Origin of the sequence: Methylobacterium aquaticum, assembly GCF_016804325.1 — a bacterium.
In the GTDB taxonomy this organism is placed as follows: Bacteria; Pseudomonadota; Alphaproteobacteria; order Rhizobiales; family Beijerinckiaceae; genus Methylobacterium; species Methylobacterium aquaticum_C.
On sequence record NZ_CP043631.1, the window covers coordinates 1 to 16,252 of the forward strand.

Sequence of the window (16,252 nt, forward strand, 5' to 3'; positions counted from 1 at the left end):
CCCGCATCGTCCTGCTCTCCGCTGAGCGCCTGCCCGTGCTCGAGGTCGCCCACCAGGCCGGCATCAGCCGCCGACCGCCGTCTGGCTTTGGCAAACAGCGCTTCGCTGAAGAAGCGTTGACGGGCCTGCTGCGCGACAAGACCCGCCCGCCTGGCAAGCCGACTCACTCCACCGGCACTGTCGCGAGGTGCTGGCGCTGACCTGCTCCGAGCCGCCCGGCGAGGTCACCCACTGGACGGTCGCCCGCCGTTGCGGCCGCGATCGGCATCTCGCTTCGCTCGGTCCAGCGCATCTGCAGAAGCACCGTCTGCAGCCACACGGGTGCGCACCTGGGATTGCCCCGTTTCTGTGGTTCTTGCTCCCTTTGCGTGGATGGCGACAGGCGAGCCACCATTCCGAGCCGGCACGAAGAGCGGCCGGCCTCCCTGATAGCGCGCCATTCCGCGAGACGATCAGCGCCGCAGGGCGCGCGGGGCTCAGATCAGCCGGACCGGTCCTCAAGGCAACCCAGCGTCACGCAAAGCGAGCAGAACCCAATCCGGGGCAATCCCAAGTCAAGGGTTGAGGCAATCGGTAGCTCGGAGATAGCCCCGCGCTATTCGGAGATAGCCCCGCGCTATGGTGATCTTTCGAGCGTTCAATTTATCAACGCGCTGTGGTGCCGGTGGGCTCTGCTTGGGCAAGTTGTGATAACACACCAGTCCTGTCGGTTTCTCGCTGTCACAGGCACCACACCTTGATCTAAACAGATCTATTGACTAGGATTTTACATCCTAATTTAACTGGTAAATTAATTCTATATTAGTTACATATCTGATTTTGTAAATCCAAGTAAGCTAGTTATTTCTTCCATTTCGGTTTCAGAAATTGCCCGATCGGTTGCTCCATCTTGGCATGTCTGAATTAAATATTTATCAGGCTCGAAATCTCTCCAGTTGAGAAGATGTAGATGGTAAGGTTTGTCTATTAACGCCTTGTAATAACTAAAAGCTCCCATTAGATTAAATTCAGAGAAAGCCCAAGGCGCATCAACCATATTTTCAATTGCTTCATAGCTTAAATTATGAAATTCACTAAACCATTTCTCAAGATCTATGTATAGATCTCTAGGATATACGAGAGGAAAAAAGACACATAAATTCAAAATCGACTTGCTGCCCAAGAAATCGAGACGTTATAGATTGCCAAGGCATTCGAATACCCCAGTTTGTAAAAGAATTCGTATTCGCGGTGATACAGCTTAAGAAGCCCGTTCTCAAAATTACAATCTGGGGTATAATTCTTTGAAAAATAACAATCACTGTCAACATGATATATAAAATCACTTGTTAAATATTTATGAGAATTCAATTTAGTTATTTGTTGGCCAATCATGTCGTTTTGATAATTTGACATAGCATCAATGAAACGTTTGGATAAATACTAACGACAGAGCGTATTGCTTCGGCAGATGACTCGGGACAAACCACTACGATTTCTTTAAAACCGCGACAATATTTGCAATAGAAAACAAACATAAATTTAGTCTTTCTGCATCTTTCGAATAAGTACGAATGATAATGCCGTGTGATTTATCGGATGCGTACTTTGTATTCAACTTAGTGCTCCTATGTAGGTCGCAAAACTACGTAATTCTTTACTAATAGATGAGGATCTCCTGACGCCTCCCCTTTTATCGCGGATGGCTCGCGAACCCCTGTCCCATTCCTGATTGCTTCGTTATCCGAATCACCAAATAGCACGAAACCAGCACCAGGATCGCGTGCACGGCGGGTGCCACCTGCCGGCTGATCTCGGCCAGATGCAGCGACATCATTGCGGTGTGACCGTCGGCAGCACCAGAGCCGCGCTGGTGCCCCGCGCCGGGCAGGCCGCTCCGAACAGGTAGGTCCACTTGTAGCGTGTCGGCGCCGGCGCTCGCGGGCGCGTCCCCTTGCGCGCCCAGACCCGCGTCAGCGTGCCTTGCCGGCCGACGCGGGCCTCGTCCTGGAACCAGATCTCGAGCGGCTTACCACGGGCGGTGTCGGGGAACCAAGACCACTGATTTCACCGACTTCCGCATCGACCCGGATGGCGTGGGAGATCAGGGTGAGGCACCGACACCGACCGAGCCGCCGATAGACGCCGCAGACAGGGTGTGGAGCGATTGTGTCCCGTAGCGTGGTGTAGCTGCTTGTGGTCCACCACGCTGACCGGCAGGGCCGGACTGATCAGACTGCGAGATTTGGCTGGCTGACGAGGGGATCATCGCCGATTGTGATTAGGCGTGGAATAAGGACCCCGTTTCCGGGTGATCGGCGTCCAAACGGGACCCCCAGGATACTTCATCCAGACTGCCTCCCGCATTCGGAACGGGAGGCTCGCGGAGGATGTTGGTCGTGGAGACGGTCGCGAAGATCCGCCGCGCGTACTTCGTGCAGCATAAGCCGATCAAGCAGATCTGCCGGGAGCTGAAGCTCTCCCGCAAGGTCGTCAGGAAGGTGATCCGCTCGGAGGCAACTGCCTTCCGCTACACCCGCAGCGTCCAGCCTGCACCCAAGCTCGGGCCCTGGCGCGACGAGCTCGACCGGATGCTGGCGGCCAATACGGGGAAGCCGGCGCGGGAGCGGCTGACGCTGACCCGTATCTTCGAGGCGCTGCGGGGGCTCGGCTACGAGGGCGGCTATGATGCCGTCCGCCGCTACGCCAAGACGTGGAAGCGCCAGCAGGCCAGCGTGACGGCTCCCGCCTTCGTGCCACTCGCCTTCGCCCCGGGTGAGGCCTACCAGTTCGACTGGAGCCACGAGATCGTGCTGATCGCCGGCGTCACCACGACGGTCAAGGTCGCCCACGTCCGGCTCTGCCACTCGCGCATGCTGTTCGTGCGGGCCTATCCGCGCGAGAGCCAGGAGATGGTCTTCGACGCCCACGACCGGGCGTTCGCCTTCTTCCGCGGCACCTGCCAGCGGGGCATCTACGACAACATGAAGACCGCGGTCGAGACGATCTTCGTCGGGCGCGAGCGCGCCTACAACCGCCGCTTCCTGCAGATGTGCTCGCACTACCTCGTCGAGCCCGTGGCCTGCACGCCCGCGTCAGGCTGGGAGAAGGGGCAGGTCGAGAACCAGGTCGGGCTGGTGCGCGAGCGCCTGTTCACCCGCGTCCGCGTCCGGGTGAGAAGCTACGACGAGCTCAACGCCCTGCTGCTCGACGGGGTCGTCGCCTACGCCAAGGCCCACCCGCATCCCGAGCAGCGCGAACTGACGATCTGGCAGGCCTTCGAAGCCGAACGGGGAGCCCTGGTCCCCTACGCCGGACGCTTCGACGGCTTCCACGCCGTCCCGGCGGCCGTGTCCTCGACCTGCCTGGTGCGCTTCGACAACAACAAGTACTCGGTCATGGCCTCGGCCATCGGTCGCCCGGTCGAGGTGCGCGCCTATGCCGAGCGCATCGAGATCCGCCAGGACGGACGCGTCGTCGCCGAGCACCCGCGGGCCTTCGGACGCGGCCAGACGGTGTTCGACCCCTGGCACTACGTCCCCGTGCTCGCCCGCAAGCCCGGCGCGCTGCGCAACGGCGCACCGTTCAAGGACTGGGTCCTGCCCGCCGCCCTCGAACGGATCCGCCGCAAGCTCGCCGGCAGCGCCGACGGCGACCGCCAGATGGTCGAGATCCTCACCGCCGTGCTCGGCGACGGCCTCTCCGCGGTCGAAGCGGCCAGCGCCGAGGCACTGCGCGAGGGCGTGCACTCGGCCGACGTGGTGCTCAACATCCTGGCCCGCCAGCGGGAGCCGCCCGCGCCCGTCTCGCTGCTGACGCCCGAGAGCCTGCGGCTGCGCCACGAGCCGGTCGCCGACTGTGCCCGCTACGACAGCCTGAGGAGAGCCCCATGATGGAACGTCAGCAGATCCTCGCCACCATGGGCGAGCTGAAGCTGTTCGGGATGAAGGCGGCCTACGACGAGATCATCAAGGTCGCCCTCAAGCGCAGCCACGAACCGCAGCAGATCGTCGGCGACCTGTTGCAGGCCGAGATCAGCGAGAAGCAGGCGCGCTCGATCCGCTACCAGATGACGATTGCCAAGCTGCCCCTGGCCAAGGACCTCGCCGAGTTCGCCTTTGCCGGGACGCCGATCAACGAAGGTCTGGTGCGCGACCTCTGCGGCGGCGAGTTCCTGGCCCACCAGCGCAACGTCGTGCTGGTGGGCGGCACCGGCACGGGCAAGACGCACCTGGCCATCGCGGTCGCCCGGTCGTGCATCCGGGACGGGGCGCGGGCCCGGTTCTACAACGTGGTCGACCTCGTCAACCGGCTCGAGGCCGAGGCGCGAGCCGGCCGGCAGGGCCGCATCGCCGACCACCTCGCCCGGCCCGACCTGGTGGTGCTGGACGAACTCGGCTACCTGCCGTTCGCGCAGTCGGGCGGTCAGCTGCTGTTCCACCTGATCAGCCGGCTCTACGAGACCACCTCGATCGTGGTGACGACCAACCTGGCGTTCGGGGAGTGGCCGAGCGTGTTTGCCGGCGACGCCAAGATGACGACGGCACTGCTCGATCGGCTGACCCACCACTGCGAGATCGTCGAGACCGGCAACGAGAGCTGGCGCTTCAAGAACCGGGCGTGAGGGCGGCCTGTGCGCGGCTCATCCTGGCCCCCTGCTCAGCCCGGCTGCGCCACCCCGACCCGCTTCGCCGGGCTGAGCAGGGGCGTCGCGCATGCTCAACAAGGGGGCCCGATTGGACGCCGATCAGGGGTCCCGTTCCGATGCCGTTTGACACGCCGATCGGGGCGATGCTTTCCAGGGTCATGTATCGGCAACGCTGCACGGCCCACTCGTCGTTCTGCTCCAGCAGGATCGCGCCGACGAGCCTGCGGATCGAGGGCTCGTCGGGGAAGATGCCGACGACCTCGGTGCGGCGCTTGATCTCGCCGTTGAGGCGCTCGAGCGGGTTTGTCGAGTGCAGCTTGGCACGGTGGGCGGCCGGGAAGCCCATGGAGGCCAGGACGTCGGTCTCGGCTGTGTCCATGAGGGCAGCCAGCTTGGGCACCTTGGGCCGGAGTTGATCGGCCACCCGCCGCCATTGCTGGCGGGCAGCTTCGGCGTCCTCCTGGGCGAAGGCGGTGGCGATGAAGGCCGAGACGACGCGTCGGCCCGAGCGGCCGGCATGGGCCGGGACGTTGCGCATGAAGTGCACCCGGCACCGCTACCAGGAGGCGGTCATCACCTTGGCGATGGACGCCTTGATGCCCTCATGCGCGTCCGAGACCACCAGCTTGACCCCGCGCAGGCCGCGCCGGGCTAGCTTGCGCAGGAACTCGGTCCAGAAGGTCTCGGCCTCGGACGGACCGATGTCGAGCCCCAGCAGGGGTTCCCATCGTGGCAGGCCACGATGGGTGCCCCCTCGCGTCGCCCATCCGTGTTGACGCCCACTGCTACGATGACGGCCACCGAGACGATACAGTGGTTCTGTCGCACCTTCACGTAGGTCGCGTCGATCCACAGGTAGGGCCACTCGCCTTCGATCGGCCGGTCGAGGAAGGCGTTCACCCGCTCGTCGATCTCCTGGCACAGCCGGCTGACCTGGCTCTTGGAGATCCCCGTCCCGCCCAAGGCCTAGACCAGATCGTCGACCGCGCGGGTCGAGATGCCCTGGATGTAGGCCTCCTGGATCACCGCGGTCAGCGCCTTCTCGGTCATCCGACGTGGTTCCAGGAAACTCGGGAAGTCGCTGCCCGTCCTCAGCTTCGGGATGCGCAGCTCGACGGTGCCGGCCCGTGTCTGCCAGTCCCGGTCGCGGTACCCGTTGCGCTGGGCCAGCCGCTCCGGGTTCTTCTCGCCGTGGGCCGTGCCGGTCAGGCCGCCCACCTCCAGTTCCATCAGACGTTGCGCGGCAAAGCCGATCATCTCGCGCAGCACGTCCGCGTCCGCACTCTTCTCAGCCAGCGCCCGCAGGCTCATAACGGCATCGGTCATCGGGGGTCTCCCGGGTTCGGGTTGGTGGCTCACAACCCGATCCTAACCCGTCACCGCCGATGGCCACCCCCGCGTGAGATCCCGCCTGCTACAGCGCTGTGAGGGCGCGCAGGCGGGCTCTCCCGCTCTCGGTCAGCTACACCAATCCAAGGGACACGACCTGCTCCCCGAGCTGGCTGGTCGTTGCCTCACGCAGATGCGCCTGAAGGTAAGCTCGCGGACGCTGGCGCTGCTGGAGGGCCGACCACCAAACTGGTGGCGATCTCGGTCCGCCAGAGCTTCAGACGCCGCTGTACGGTTCGAAGCAGGCCGTCAGGATAACTCCCCGGGTAAGCCGCCTGCAGTCGCGTGAGCACCTCTCCGCCCGTGTCCAACGGATCGACCTCGAACCACCTCCGCAATTCGTCCGTGACGCTCACCAGCGGGCCGGGCCGGTGACGACCGCGCTTGGCTTTCGGCGGCTTCACCTGCGCCGTCGGGCGAACCTCCCCTGCCTTCCAAGCTGTGCGCAGTTCGGCCAGGAACTCCGGCAGGTGAGATGATTTGAGCGAGTCTACATCCCACCTTCTCGTTCAGGTGAGGCCTTGCAGTCCGTGCAGCAGGAACGATGCGAGCGGTGCATCCTGCACCGCTCGCATTTTCAGAGAAGCAGGGACGCCGTCTAAATGAACAGGATGTCCGAGGCTTGCAAGGTTGAGGCCTGCACGTTCTGCAGCGTCACCGCGTTGTTCGCATCAAGCGTGATCACCGTGTCAGACCCAACCTGCTGCGTATGCACCTGAACGGCCGCGAAGTTCGCGAACTGCGCACGATCGAGCGCCAGCTTGTCCTGGCCAGTGACGAAGTCCGCCACTAGGTCACGTCCGAAGCTTCCCACTTCCACGAACACGTCGGCTCCCGCTCCACCGTACAGGTAGTCGTTGCCCACGCCTCCGTTCAGCGTGTTGGTGCCCACGTTGCCGTAGAGCGCGTTGTCAAGTTCGTTGCCGGTCAAGCTCACTGTCCCGGCACTGGTAACAACGCCCTGCTCGATGTTGGCGGCTAAGGCATAGTCGAACCCGACATAGACCGTGTCACGACCTTCGTTCGCATTCTCGATCACCGTGTCGGATGCCGAGTTGAGCACATAGTAGTCGTTGCCGGTCCCTCCCAGCAGCACGTTGGTACCAGTGCCAGCGAAGAACTGGTCGTCACCGCCGCGGCCGTTGAAGGTGTTGGTCCCGGCACCACCGTAGAAGATGTTGTCGAGATCGTTGCCGGTCACCGCAGCTGTGCCAGCACCGGTGGTCACTGCCTGCTCGACGTTGTCGGGCAGCACGTATTCGAAGTCCGAGACGTAGACGGTGTCGCGGCCCTCGTTCGCGTTCTCAATCACCGTGTCGCTGGCGCCGTCGAGTACGTAGAAGTCGTTGCCGGCGCCACCGATCATGGTATCGGCGCCAGCCTCGCCGTAGAACAGGTCATCGCCTCCACCACCGAAGATGTAATCGTTGCCCGCGCCACCGCGGAACACGTCGTTCCCACCGCCGCCGTAGATGACGTTATCGACGGCGTTGCCCGTGATGGTCACTCCGGCATTGCTAGTCACAACTGCCTGTTCGACATTGTTTGTTAGAGCGTAGCTAAACCCGACATAGACCGTGTCACGACCTTCGTTCGCATTCTCGATCACCGTGTCGGATGCCGAGTTGAGCACATAGTAGTCGTTGCCGGTCCCTCCCAGCAGCACGTTGGTACCAGTGCCAGCGAAGAACTGGTCGTCACCGCCGCGGCCGTTGAAGGTGTTGGTCCCGGCACCACCGTAGAAGATGTTGTCGAGATCGTTGCCGGTCACCGCAGCTATGCCAGCACCGGTGGTCACTGCCTGCTCGACGTTGTCGGGCAGCACGTATTCGAAGTCCGAGACGTAGACGGTGTCGCGACCCTCGTTCGCATTCTCAATCACCGTGTCGGCAGCCGAGGCGAGCACGTAGAAGTCATTGCCCGTTCCGCCGATCAGCGTGTTGCCGCCCGGCCCGGCGTAGAACAGATCATCCCCGCCCAGTCCCTGCAGGAGGTTGCCAGCGGCCGCCCCGATCAGGACGTCGTTGAAGCCGCTGCCGACCAGGCCCTCGATGCTGACATAGGTGTCGCCGGCCGCCTCGCCGGTATTGGCAGAGGGATTGGCCAGGCTCGCGGTAAGCCCTGCCGACGCGCCGGAATAGCTGGCGACATCGAACCCGATCCCGCCGTCGAGGGTATCGCTGCCCACCCCACCAGTCAGGCTGTCGCTGCCGGCACCACCATACAGGCTGTCATTGCCGTCGAGCCCGTTCAGGGTGTCGTTGCCGGCCAGGCCGTAGAGGGCGTTGGTGCCAGCATCGCCCGTGAGTATGTCGCCCGCGCCGGCAACGTCTGCCCCGACCAGGTTCTCGATCGACACGTAGGTGTCGCCGGCTGCGAAGCCGGTATTGGCACCTGGGTTCGTCAGGCTCGCCACCACTGAAGCGGTCGCGTCCTGGTAGGAGGCCGTGTCGATACCCGCGCCGCCGTCGAGACGATCGGCGCCGGCACCACCATACAGGCTGTCATTGCCGTCGAGCCCGTTCAGGGTGTCGTTGCCGGCCAGGCCGTAAAGGGCGTTGGTGCCAGCATCGCCCGTGAGTATGTCGCCCGCGCCGGCAACGTCTGCCCCGATCAGGTTCTCGATCGACACGTAGGTGTCGCCGGCTGCGAAGCCGGTATTGGCACCTGGGTTCGTCAGGCTCGCCACCACTGAAGCGGTCGCGTCCTGGTAGGAGGCCGTGTCGATACCCGCGCCGCCGTCGAGGACATCGCCGCCGGCTCCACCGATCAGAGTGTCATTACCGGCCAGACCCGAGAGTGCATTGGCTCCGGCATCACCCGTGAGCACGTCACCCGCCCCGGCGACATCTGCCCCGATCAAGTTCTCGATTGAGACGTAGGTGTCGCCAGCTGCAATGCCTGTATTGGCACTCGGGTTCGTCAAGCTCGCCACTACCGAGGCGACTGCATCCTGGTAGGAGGCCGTGTCGATACCCGCGCCGCCGTCGAGGGCATCGCCACCGGCTCCGCCGATCAGAGTGTCGTCGCCAGCCAGGCCGGAGAGTGCATTGGCACCGGCATCACCTATCAGCACATCGCCCGCACCGGCAACGTCTGCCCCGACCAGGTTCTCGATCGACACGTAGGTGTCGCCGGCCGCGAAGCCGGTGTTGGCACCTGGGTTCGTCAAGCTCGCCACCACTGAAGCGGTCGCGTCCTGGTAGGAGGCCGTGTCGGTGCCCGCACCGCCGTCGAGGACATCGCCGCCGGCTCCGCCAATCAGTGTATCGTTGCCGGCGAGGCCGTAGAGGACGTTGATGCCGGCATCACCCGCCAAGACGTCACCTGCCCCGGCGACATCGGCCCCGATCATGTTCTCGATCGACACGTAGGTGTCGCCGGCTGCGAAGCCGGTATTGGCACCTGGGTTCGTCAGGCTCGCCACCACCGAGGCGGTCGCGTCCTGGTAGGAGACGATGTCAGTGCCCGCACCACCGTCGAGATAGTCGGCGCCGTCGCCGCCGATCAGGATGTCGTTCCCAACCTCGCCAATCAGCGTGTCGTCGCTGCTCCCCGCATCTAGGATGTCGTCTCCTACGCCGCCCGCGAGGTAGTCCCGGCCATCGCCGCCGGACAGCGTGTCATTGCCGTTCCCGCCGTACAGGTAATCGTTACCGGTGCTCCCGCGCAGGATGTCGCCACCGTCGTTGCCGTACAGCGTATCGTTGCCGGCCCCGCCCAACAGCGTGTCACTGGAGTTGCTGCCGTTGATCTGCTCGTTGGCACTCGTGCCGGTGGCGGTGATGCCGACGTCGTTGGGCGCGTAACCGTTGTTGAAGTTCGCGACCGTCAGCGAGCCCGGGGTAACGCCCTGCAGCCGCACCAGGCTCAGCCAGTCATAGCCGGTCCCGTTGCCGTCCCGGTCCATCTGCAGCAGGGTGTCGGCGCCGTCCGCCACCACACGCAGGTAGCCGCTCGTGAACGGGTTCGTCCCCGAGATGTAGCCGGTTAGGTAGGGGATAACACTCGAAAGATCGAGGCTATCGCCACTGTCACCAGCAGCGAAGTCTGTAATGATATCGATCTTGAGATTGGTTGGGTTGAAGTATGCTGTGGAACCGCTGATCTGGTAAGTATCGCGTCCTGCGCCGCCGCTGAGGGTGTCGACCCCACCGGTGCTGGTGCCGTAGCTGACATTGGCGAAGGTGTCGTCGCCGTCCCCACCCGAGAGGCTATTGGCTCCCTCGGAGTCGTCGAGGTAATCATCGCCGATGCCACCAATCAGGGTGTCGTTGCCGGCTCCACCGTACAACGAGTCGTCGCCATTGCCACCGTCCAGGAGGTCGTCTCCCGCGTCTGCTTCGATACGGTCCCGGCCATCGCCACCGGATAGCGTGTCGTTGCCGTTCCTGCCGTACAGGTAATCGTTACCGGTGCTGCCGCTCAGGCTGTCCGCGCCGTCGTTGCCGTACAGCGTGTCGTCGCCGGCCCCACCCGATAGGGTATCGCGGGAGTTGCTGCCGTTGATCTGCTCGTTGGCACTCGTGCCGGTGGCGGTGATGCCGACGTCGTTGGGCGCGTAACCGTTGTTGAAGTTCGCGACCGTCAGCGAGCCCGGGGTAACGCCCTGCAGCCGCACCAGGCTCAGCCAGTCATAGCCGGTCCCGTTGCCGTCCCGGTCCATCTGCAGCAGGGTGTCGGCGCCGTCCGCCACCACACGCAGGTAGCCGCTCGTGAACGGGTTCGTCCCCGAGATGTAGCCGGTTAGGTAGGGGGTAACACTCGAAAGATCGAGGCTATCGCCACTGTCACCAGCAGCGAAGTCTGTAATGATATCGATCTTGAGATTGGTTGGGTTGAAGTATGCTGTGTAACCGCTGATCTGGTAAGTATCGCGTCCTGCGCCGCCGCTGAGGGTGTCGACCCCACCGGTGCTGGTGCCGTAGCTGACATTGGCGAAGGTGTCGTCGCCGTCCCCACCCGAGAGGCTATTGGCTCCCTCGGAGTCGTCGAGGTAATCATCGCCGATGCCACCAATCAGGGTGTCGTTGCCGGCTCCACCGTATAACGTATCATCGCCGCTACCACCATCTAGTATATCGTCTCCTGCATCTGCCGTGAGGTAGTCGTTGTTGCTGCCGCCATTGAGGCTGTCGGCACCGGCCTCGCCATACAACGTGTCGCGGCCATCGCCGCCGAGCAAGGTATCGTTGCCGATACCACCATACAGCAGGTCACTGCCAGCTCCCCCGCTCAGGCTGTCGGCACCGTCGTTGCCGGATAGCGTATCGTTGCCCGCTCCGCCCGCGAACACGTCGTTGCCGCTGGTTCCCGAATAGGACTGACCGGTGAATTGTCCAGGCCAAGCATAGTTCGTCGTGCTTAAGCTGGAGGCGCTCACGCCTTGCAAGCGGACGACCGACTGCCAACCAAACGAACCGCCGCTCGCATCCACGTCGACTTGCAACAGGGTGTCGGTGCTGTCCGCCACCACGCGCAGGTAGCCACTCGTGAACGGGTTCGTCCCCGAGGTATAACCGATTAGGTTGCTGGTGAGGTCCGATAGGTCGAGAACGTCGCCACCGTCGCCGGTGGCGAAGTCGGTGATGATGTCGGCCTGGAGATTGGTTGGATTATATCGCGGGGTGTAGCCGTCGATCCGATAAGTGTCGCGACCCGCTCCGCCGCTGAGGGTGTCGATCCCACCGGTGCTGGTGCCGTAGCTGACATAATCAAAGATGTCGTCGCCATCTCCGCCCGACAGGCTGTTCGACCCCTCGTAATCCTGCAGGTAATCGTCCCCGGTCCCGCCGTTCAGGGTGTCGTTGCCGGTCCCGCCGTACAGCGTGTCGTTGCCGCTACCACCGTCGAGGCTGTCGTTGCCGGCCTCGCCGTACAATGTGTCCCTGCCGTCGCCGCCGGATAGCGTGTCATTGCCATTCCCGCCGGACAGGTAATCGTTACCGGTCCCGCCGCTCAAGCTGTCGGCACCGTCGTTGCCGTACAGCGTGTCGTTGCCGGCTCCGCCCGACAGTGTGTCGCGGGAGTTGCTGCCGTCGATCCGCTCGTTGGTGCTCGTGCCGGTGGCGGTGATGCCGACGTCGTTGGGCGCGTAGCCGTTGTTGAAGTTCGCGACCGTCAGCGAGCTCGGGGCAACGCCCTGTAGCCGCACCAGACTCAACCAGCCGTAGCTGGTCCCGTTGCCGTCCCGGTCCATCTGCAGCAGGGTGTCGGCGCCGTCCGCCACCACGCGCAGGTAGCCGCTCGTGAACGGGTTCGTCCCTTGCGTCCAGCCATCCAGGTAGCTGGTGACGTTCGACAGGTCGAGGCTGTCGCCGTTGTCGCCAACGGCGAAGTCGGTGATGATGTCGGTCTTGAGGTTGGTCGGATCGTAGTACGCGGTGTAGCCGCTGACCCGGTAGGTGTCGCGACCCGCTCCGCCGCTGAGGGTGTCGATCCCACCGGTGCTGGTGCCGTAGCTGACATAATCAAAGATGTCGTCGCCATCTCCGCCCGACAGGCTGTTCGACCCCTCGTAATCCTGCAGGTAATCGTCCCCGGTCCCGCCGTTCAGGGTGTCGTTGCCGGTCCCGCCGTACAGCGTGTCGTTGCCGCTACCACCGTCGAGGCTGTCGTTGCCGGCCTCGCCGTACAATGTGTCCCTGCCGTCGCCGCCGGATAGCGTGTCATTGCCATTCCCGCCGGACAGGTAATCGTTACCGGTCCCGCCGCTCAAGCTGTCGGCACCGTCGTTGCCGTACAGCGTGTCGTTGCCGGCTCCGCCCGACAGTGTGTCGCGGGAGTTGCTGCCGTCGATCCGCTCGTTGGTGCTCGTGCCGGTGGCGGTGATGCCGACGTCGTTGGGCGCGTAGCCGTTGTTGAAGTTCGCGACCGTCAGCGAGCTCGGGGCAACGCCCTGTAGCCGCACCAGACTCAACCAGCCGTAGCTGGTCCCGTTGCCGTCCCGGTCCATCTGCAGCAGGGTGTCGGCGCCGTCCGCCACCACACGCAGGTAGCCGCTCGTGAACGGGTTCGTCCCTTGCGTCCAGCCATCCAGGTAGCTGGTGACGTTCGACAGGTCGAGGCTGTCGCCGTTGTCGCCAACGGCGAAGTCGGTGATGATGTCGGTCTTGAGGTTGGTCGGATCGTAGTACGCGGTGTAGCCGCTGACCCGGTAGGTGTCGCGACCCGCGCCGCCGCTGAGGGTGTCGACCCCACCGGTGCTGGCGCCGTAGCTGACATAATCAAAGGTGTCGTCGCCGTCTCCGCCCGACAGGCTGTTCGACCCCTCGTAATCCTGCAGTAAGTCGTCCCCGGTCCCGCCGTTCAGGGTGTCGTTGCCGGTCCCGCCGTACAGCGAGTCATCACCGCCGCCGCCGTCGAGGCTGTCGTTGCCGGCCTCGCCGTACAATGTGTCCTCACCGTCGTTGCCGTACAGCGTGTCGTTGCCGTAGCCGGCATACAGCAGGTCATTGCCTATCCCGCCGCTCAAGCTGTCGGCACCGTCGTTGCCGTACAGCGTGTCGTTGCCGGCTCCGCCCGACAGTGTGTCGCGGGAGTTGCTGCCGTCGATCCGCTCATTGGCGCTCGTGCCGGTGGCGGTGATGCCGACGTCGTTGGGCGCGTAGCCGTTGCTGAAGTTCGCGACCGTCAGCGAGCTCGGGGCAACGCCCTGTAGCCGCACCAGGCTCAACCAGCCGTACCCAGTCCCGTTGCCGTCCCGGTCCATCTGCAGCAGGGTGTCGGCGCCGTCCGCCACCACACGCAGGTAGCCGCTCGTGAACGGGTTCGTCCCTTGCGTCCAGCCATCCAGGTAGTAGTTGGTGACATTCGACAGGTCGAGGCTGTCGCCGTTGTCACCAGCGGCGAAGTCGGTGATGATGTCGGTCTTGAGGTTGGTCGGATTGTTGTACGCGGTGGAGCCGTTGACCCGGTAGGTGTCGCGGCCCGCGCCGCCGCTGAGGGTGTCGACCCCACCGGTGCTGGTGCCGTAGCTGACATAATCAAAGGTGTCGTCGCCGTCTCCGCCCGACAGGCTGTTCGACCCCTCGTAATCCTGCAGGAAATCGTCCCCGGTCCCGCCGTTCAGGGTGTCGTTGCCGGCCTGGCCGTATAGTGTATCGCGACCATCCCCACCGATTAGAGTGTCGTTGCCAGTGCCACCGTATAATAAATCATTATCAGCGCCACCGTCGAGGCTATCCGCGCCATCATTGCCATACAGCGTATCACTTCCACCTAAACCATTAATGGTATCGTCAGTGCTGCCGCCATTGAGCGAATTATTTGCGCTGTCGCCATTGATGACCGGCATGTCACCCCCCCAGATAATGACCAATATAGGCTCTAAATGTGTCTAATCCTCTCTATGCCGTATCTGAAGTCGAAGCGCAATGACTATCCAAGCGTCGGATCAAAAGCACCACACGCCAATGTAGTACGTATAAAAAACAACCATTGATTGAATCGACTTTATATTTATATATTAAATTGGCCATCATTGAATAAAAAATCATGCATTCGATTGATAGATATACTTATATAAAAAATATTATTTAATTAGATATTTTTGTGTAATATTTTTTATATTATATTTTAAATTTTCAGTCAGCATCAAAACATTTCTTTTTGAAATTTTTTGAACAAATTACCATAATATATGAATATGAAGACTTCATTGCATCTCGATATTTTTCGCTCAATCAGATATATTCAATCACGATAATTTGTTGTGAGTATGAGCCGATTTCAAAGTGGGGCAGCAATCTGATTTGATGTGGCAATAAACACTTAGGCACGTGGTTGATAGCGTTGGAGACAGGCTTGGGCGAAGTTGTATTCCGCTTCGTCTGAGACAATGCTAAAAGTCAAGGGTCTTTGGTCGAATCACCAAGCCCACCCTCTCACGGGGCTAACCTGACATTGATGCGCGTTATCTTTGTTCATCAGAATTTCCCTGGCCAGTATCGCCACGTCGCGCCAGCCCTCGCCGCCCGGCCCGGCACCGAGGTCGTGGCGCTCGGCATTAACCCGGCGCCGGCCCTGCCGGGGGTGCGCCACGTCCGCTACGCCGTCGCGGGCCGCTCCACCCCAGGGATCAACTCCCTCGCAGAGAGCTTTGAGACCGCAGTCCTGAGGGGTGAAGCCGCAGCGCGGGCAGCGCAAGCGCTAAAGGCCGAGGGGTTTATGCCGAACCTGATCTGCGGCCATTCGGGCTGGGGCGAGACGCTGTTCCTCAAGGACGTCTGGCCGCGGGCCCGGCTCCTGACCTTCGCGGAGTTCTTCTACAGCGCCACCGGTGCCGATACCGACTTCGACCCAGAGTTCCCTAGACCTGAGGGCGACGCCTTCCGCACCCGCGCCCGCAACGCCGCCCAGCTCGTCGCCTTCGAGGCCTCCGACCACCTCGTCAGCCCGACAGCCTGGCAGGCGAGCCGCATCCCGGCCCTCTTCCAGGACCGTCTCAGCGTCATCCACGACGGCATCGACACCGATCGACTACAGCCGGATCGGAGCGTGCGGATCGCGCTCGGCAGGGACAGGCTATCGCTCGGGGCCGAGGACGAGGTCGTCACCTTCGTCAACCGCAATCTCGAGCCTTATCGCGGCTACCACAGCTTCATGCGGGCCTTGCCCGAGATCCTGCGCCAGCGGCCACGGGCCCGGGCGGTGATCGTCGGCGGCAGCGACACCAGCTACGGCGCCAAGCCCCCTGCTGGCCGGACCTGGCGCGACATCTATCTCGACGAGGTGAAGGGCGACCTCGACCTGTCGCGCGTCCACTTCGTTGGAAAGATCCCCTACCGCGACTACGTCAACCTGCTGCGGGTCTCGGCGGCCCACGTCTACCTGACCTACCCGTTCGTGCTGTCCTGGTCGATGCTAGAGGCGATGGCGCTCGGCTGCTGCATCGTCGGCTCGGCGACCCCGCCGGTCGAGGAGGTGATCCGCGATCGTGAGAACGGGCTCCTGGTCGACTTCTTCTCGCCCCGCGCGATCGCCGAGGCGGTGGTCTCGGTGCTGGCCGATCCCGGCGCAGTGGCGCCCTTGCGCGAAGCCGCGCGGCAGAGTGCGCTCGCCTACGACCTCAGACGGGTCTGCCTGCCGGCGCATCTGCGCCTGATCGCCGAAGTCGCGGCCGGATGCGTCGCTAAGAGCTGAACGGGCATGGCGCAAACTCGGGTTCAGCGCGCAAAAGTAGCTGCCCGCCCCCGCTTTCAAGTTTTATTCGCGACGGGAAGCCCAAAGCAGGTG

At 62.8% G+C, this 16,252-nt stretch carries 5 protein-coding genes and 3 pseudogenes; 4 read left to right on the forward strand and 4 right to left on the reverse strand.

What is annotated here, in order from left to right; genetic code table 11:
- Positions 1-5: 5 nt before the first annotated feature.
- Positions 6-319 (forward strand): annotated as a pseudogene (locus F1D61_RS33530) (IS630 family transposase); the annotation flags it as partial.
- A gap of 486 nt (positions 320-805) precedes the next feature.
- Here F1D61_RS33530 and F1D61_RS33535 read toward each other — a convergent pair.
- Together F1D61_RS33535 and F1D61_RS34695 are read right to left on the reverse strand one after the other, a co-directional pair.
- On the reverse strand, positions 806-1,162 hold the full coding sequence (locus F1D61_RS33535; RefSeq protein ID WP_203159573.1) for a hypothetical protein: 357 nt from the start codon (positions 1,160-1,162) through the stop codon (positions 806-808).
- 585 nt (positions 1,163-1,747) lie between these two features.
- A pseudogene (locus tag F1D61_RS34695) lies at positions 1,748-2,028 on the reverse strand (transposase); the annotation flags it as partial.
- 341 nt (positions 2,029-2,369) lie between these two features.
- Between F1D61_RS34695 and istA the strand changes: the two are divergent.
- Positions 2,370-3,872 carry an IS21 family transposase gene (istA, locus tag F1D61_RS33540; protein ID WP_203159574.1) on the forward strand — a complete coding sequence of 501 codons (1,503 nt, stop codon included), beginning with the start codon at positions 2,370-2,372 and terminating at the stop codon, positions 3,870-3,872.
- Entirely contained in the window at positions 3,872-4,603 is a 732-nt protein-coding gene (gene istB, locus F1D61_RS33545) for an IS21-like element helper ATPase IstB (protein ID WP_203158950.1), read from the forward strand. The genes istA and istB overlap by 1 nt, the downstream gene beginning before the upstream one ends.
- A 157-nt stretch (positions 4,604-4,760) precedes the next feature.
- Here the strand turns inward: istB and F1D61_RS33550 are convergent.
- Both F1D61_RS33550 and F1D61_RS33555 read right to left on the reverse strand, forming a co-directional pair.
- Positions 4,761-5,953 (reverse strand): annotated as a pseudogene (locus F1D61_RS33550) (IS256 family transposase); the annotation flags it as partial.
- A gap of 661 nt (positions 5,954-6,614) precedes the next feature.
- Entirely contained in the window at positions 6,615-14,312 is a 7,698-nt protein-coding gene (locus F1D61_RS33555; RefSeq protein WP_203159575.1) for a calcium-binding protein, read from the reverse strand.
- A 611-nt stretch (positions 14,313-14,923) separates the two neighbouring features.
- Between F1D61_RS33555 and F1D61_RS33560 the strand changes: the two genes are divergently transcribed.
- The gene (locus F1D61_RS33560; RefSeq protein ID WP_203159576.1) at positions 14,924-16,159 is read left to right on the forward strand and encodes a glycosyltransferase family 4 protein; all 1,236 of its coding nucleotides are present in this window, start codon (positions 14,924-14,926) and stop codon (positions 16,157-16,159) included.
- The last annotated feature ends 93 nt before the right edge of the window (positions 16,160-16,252 follow it).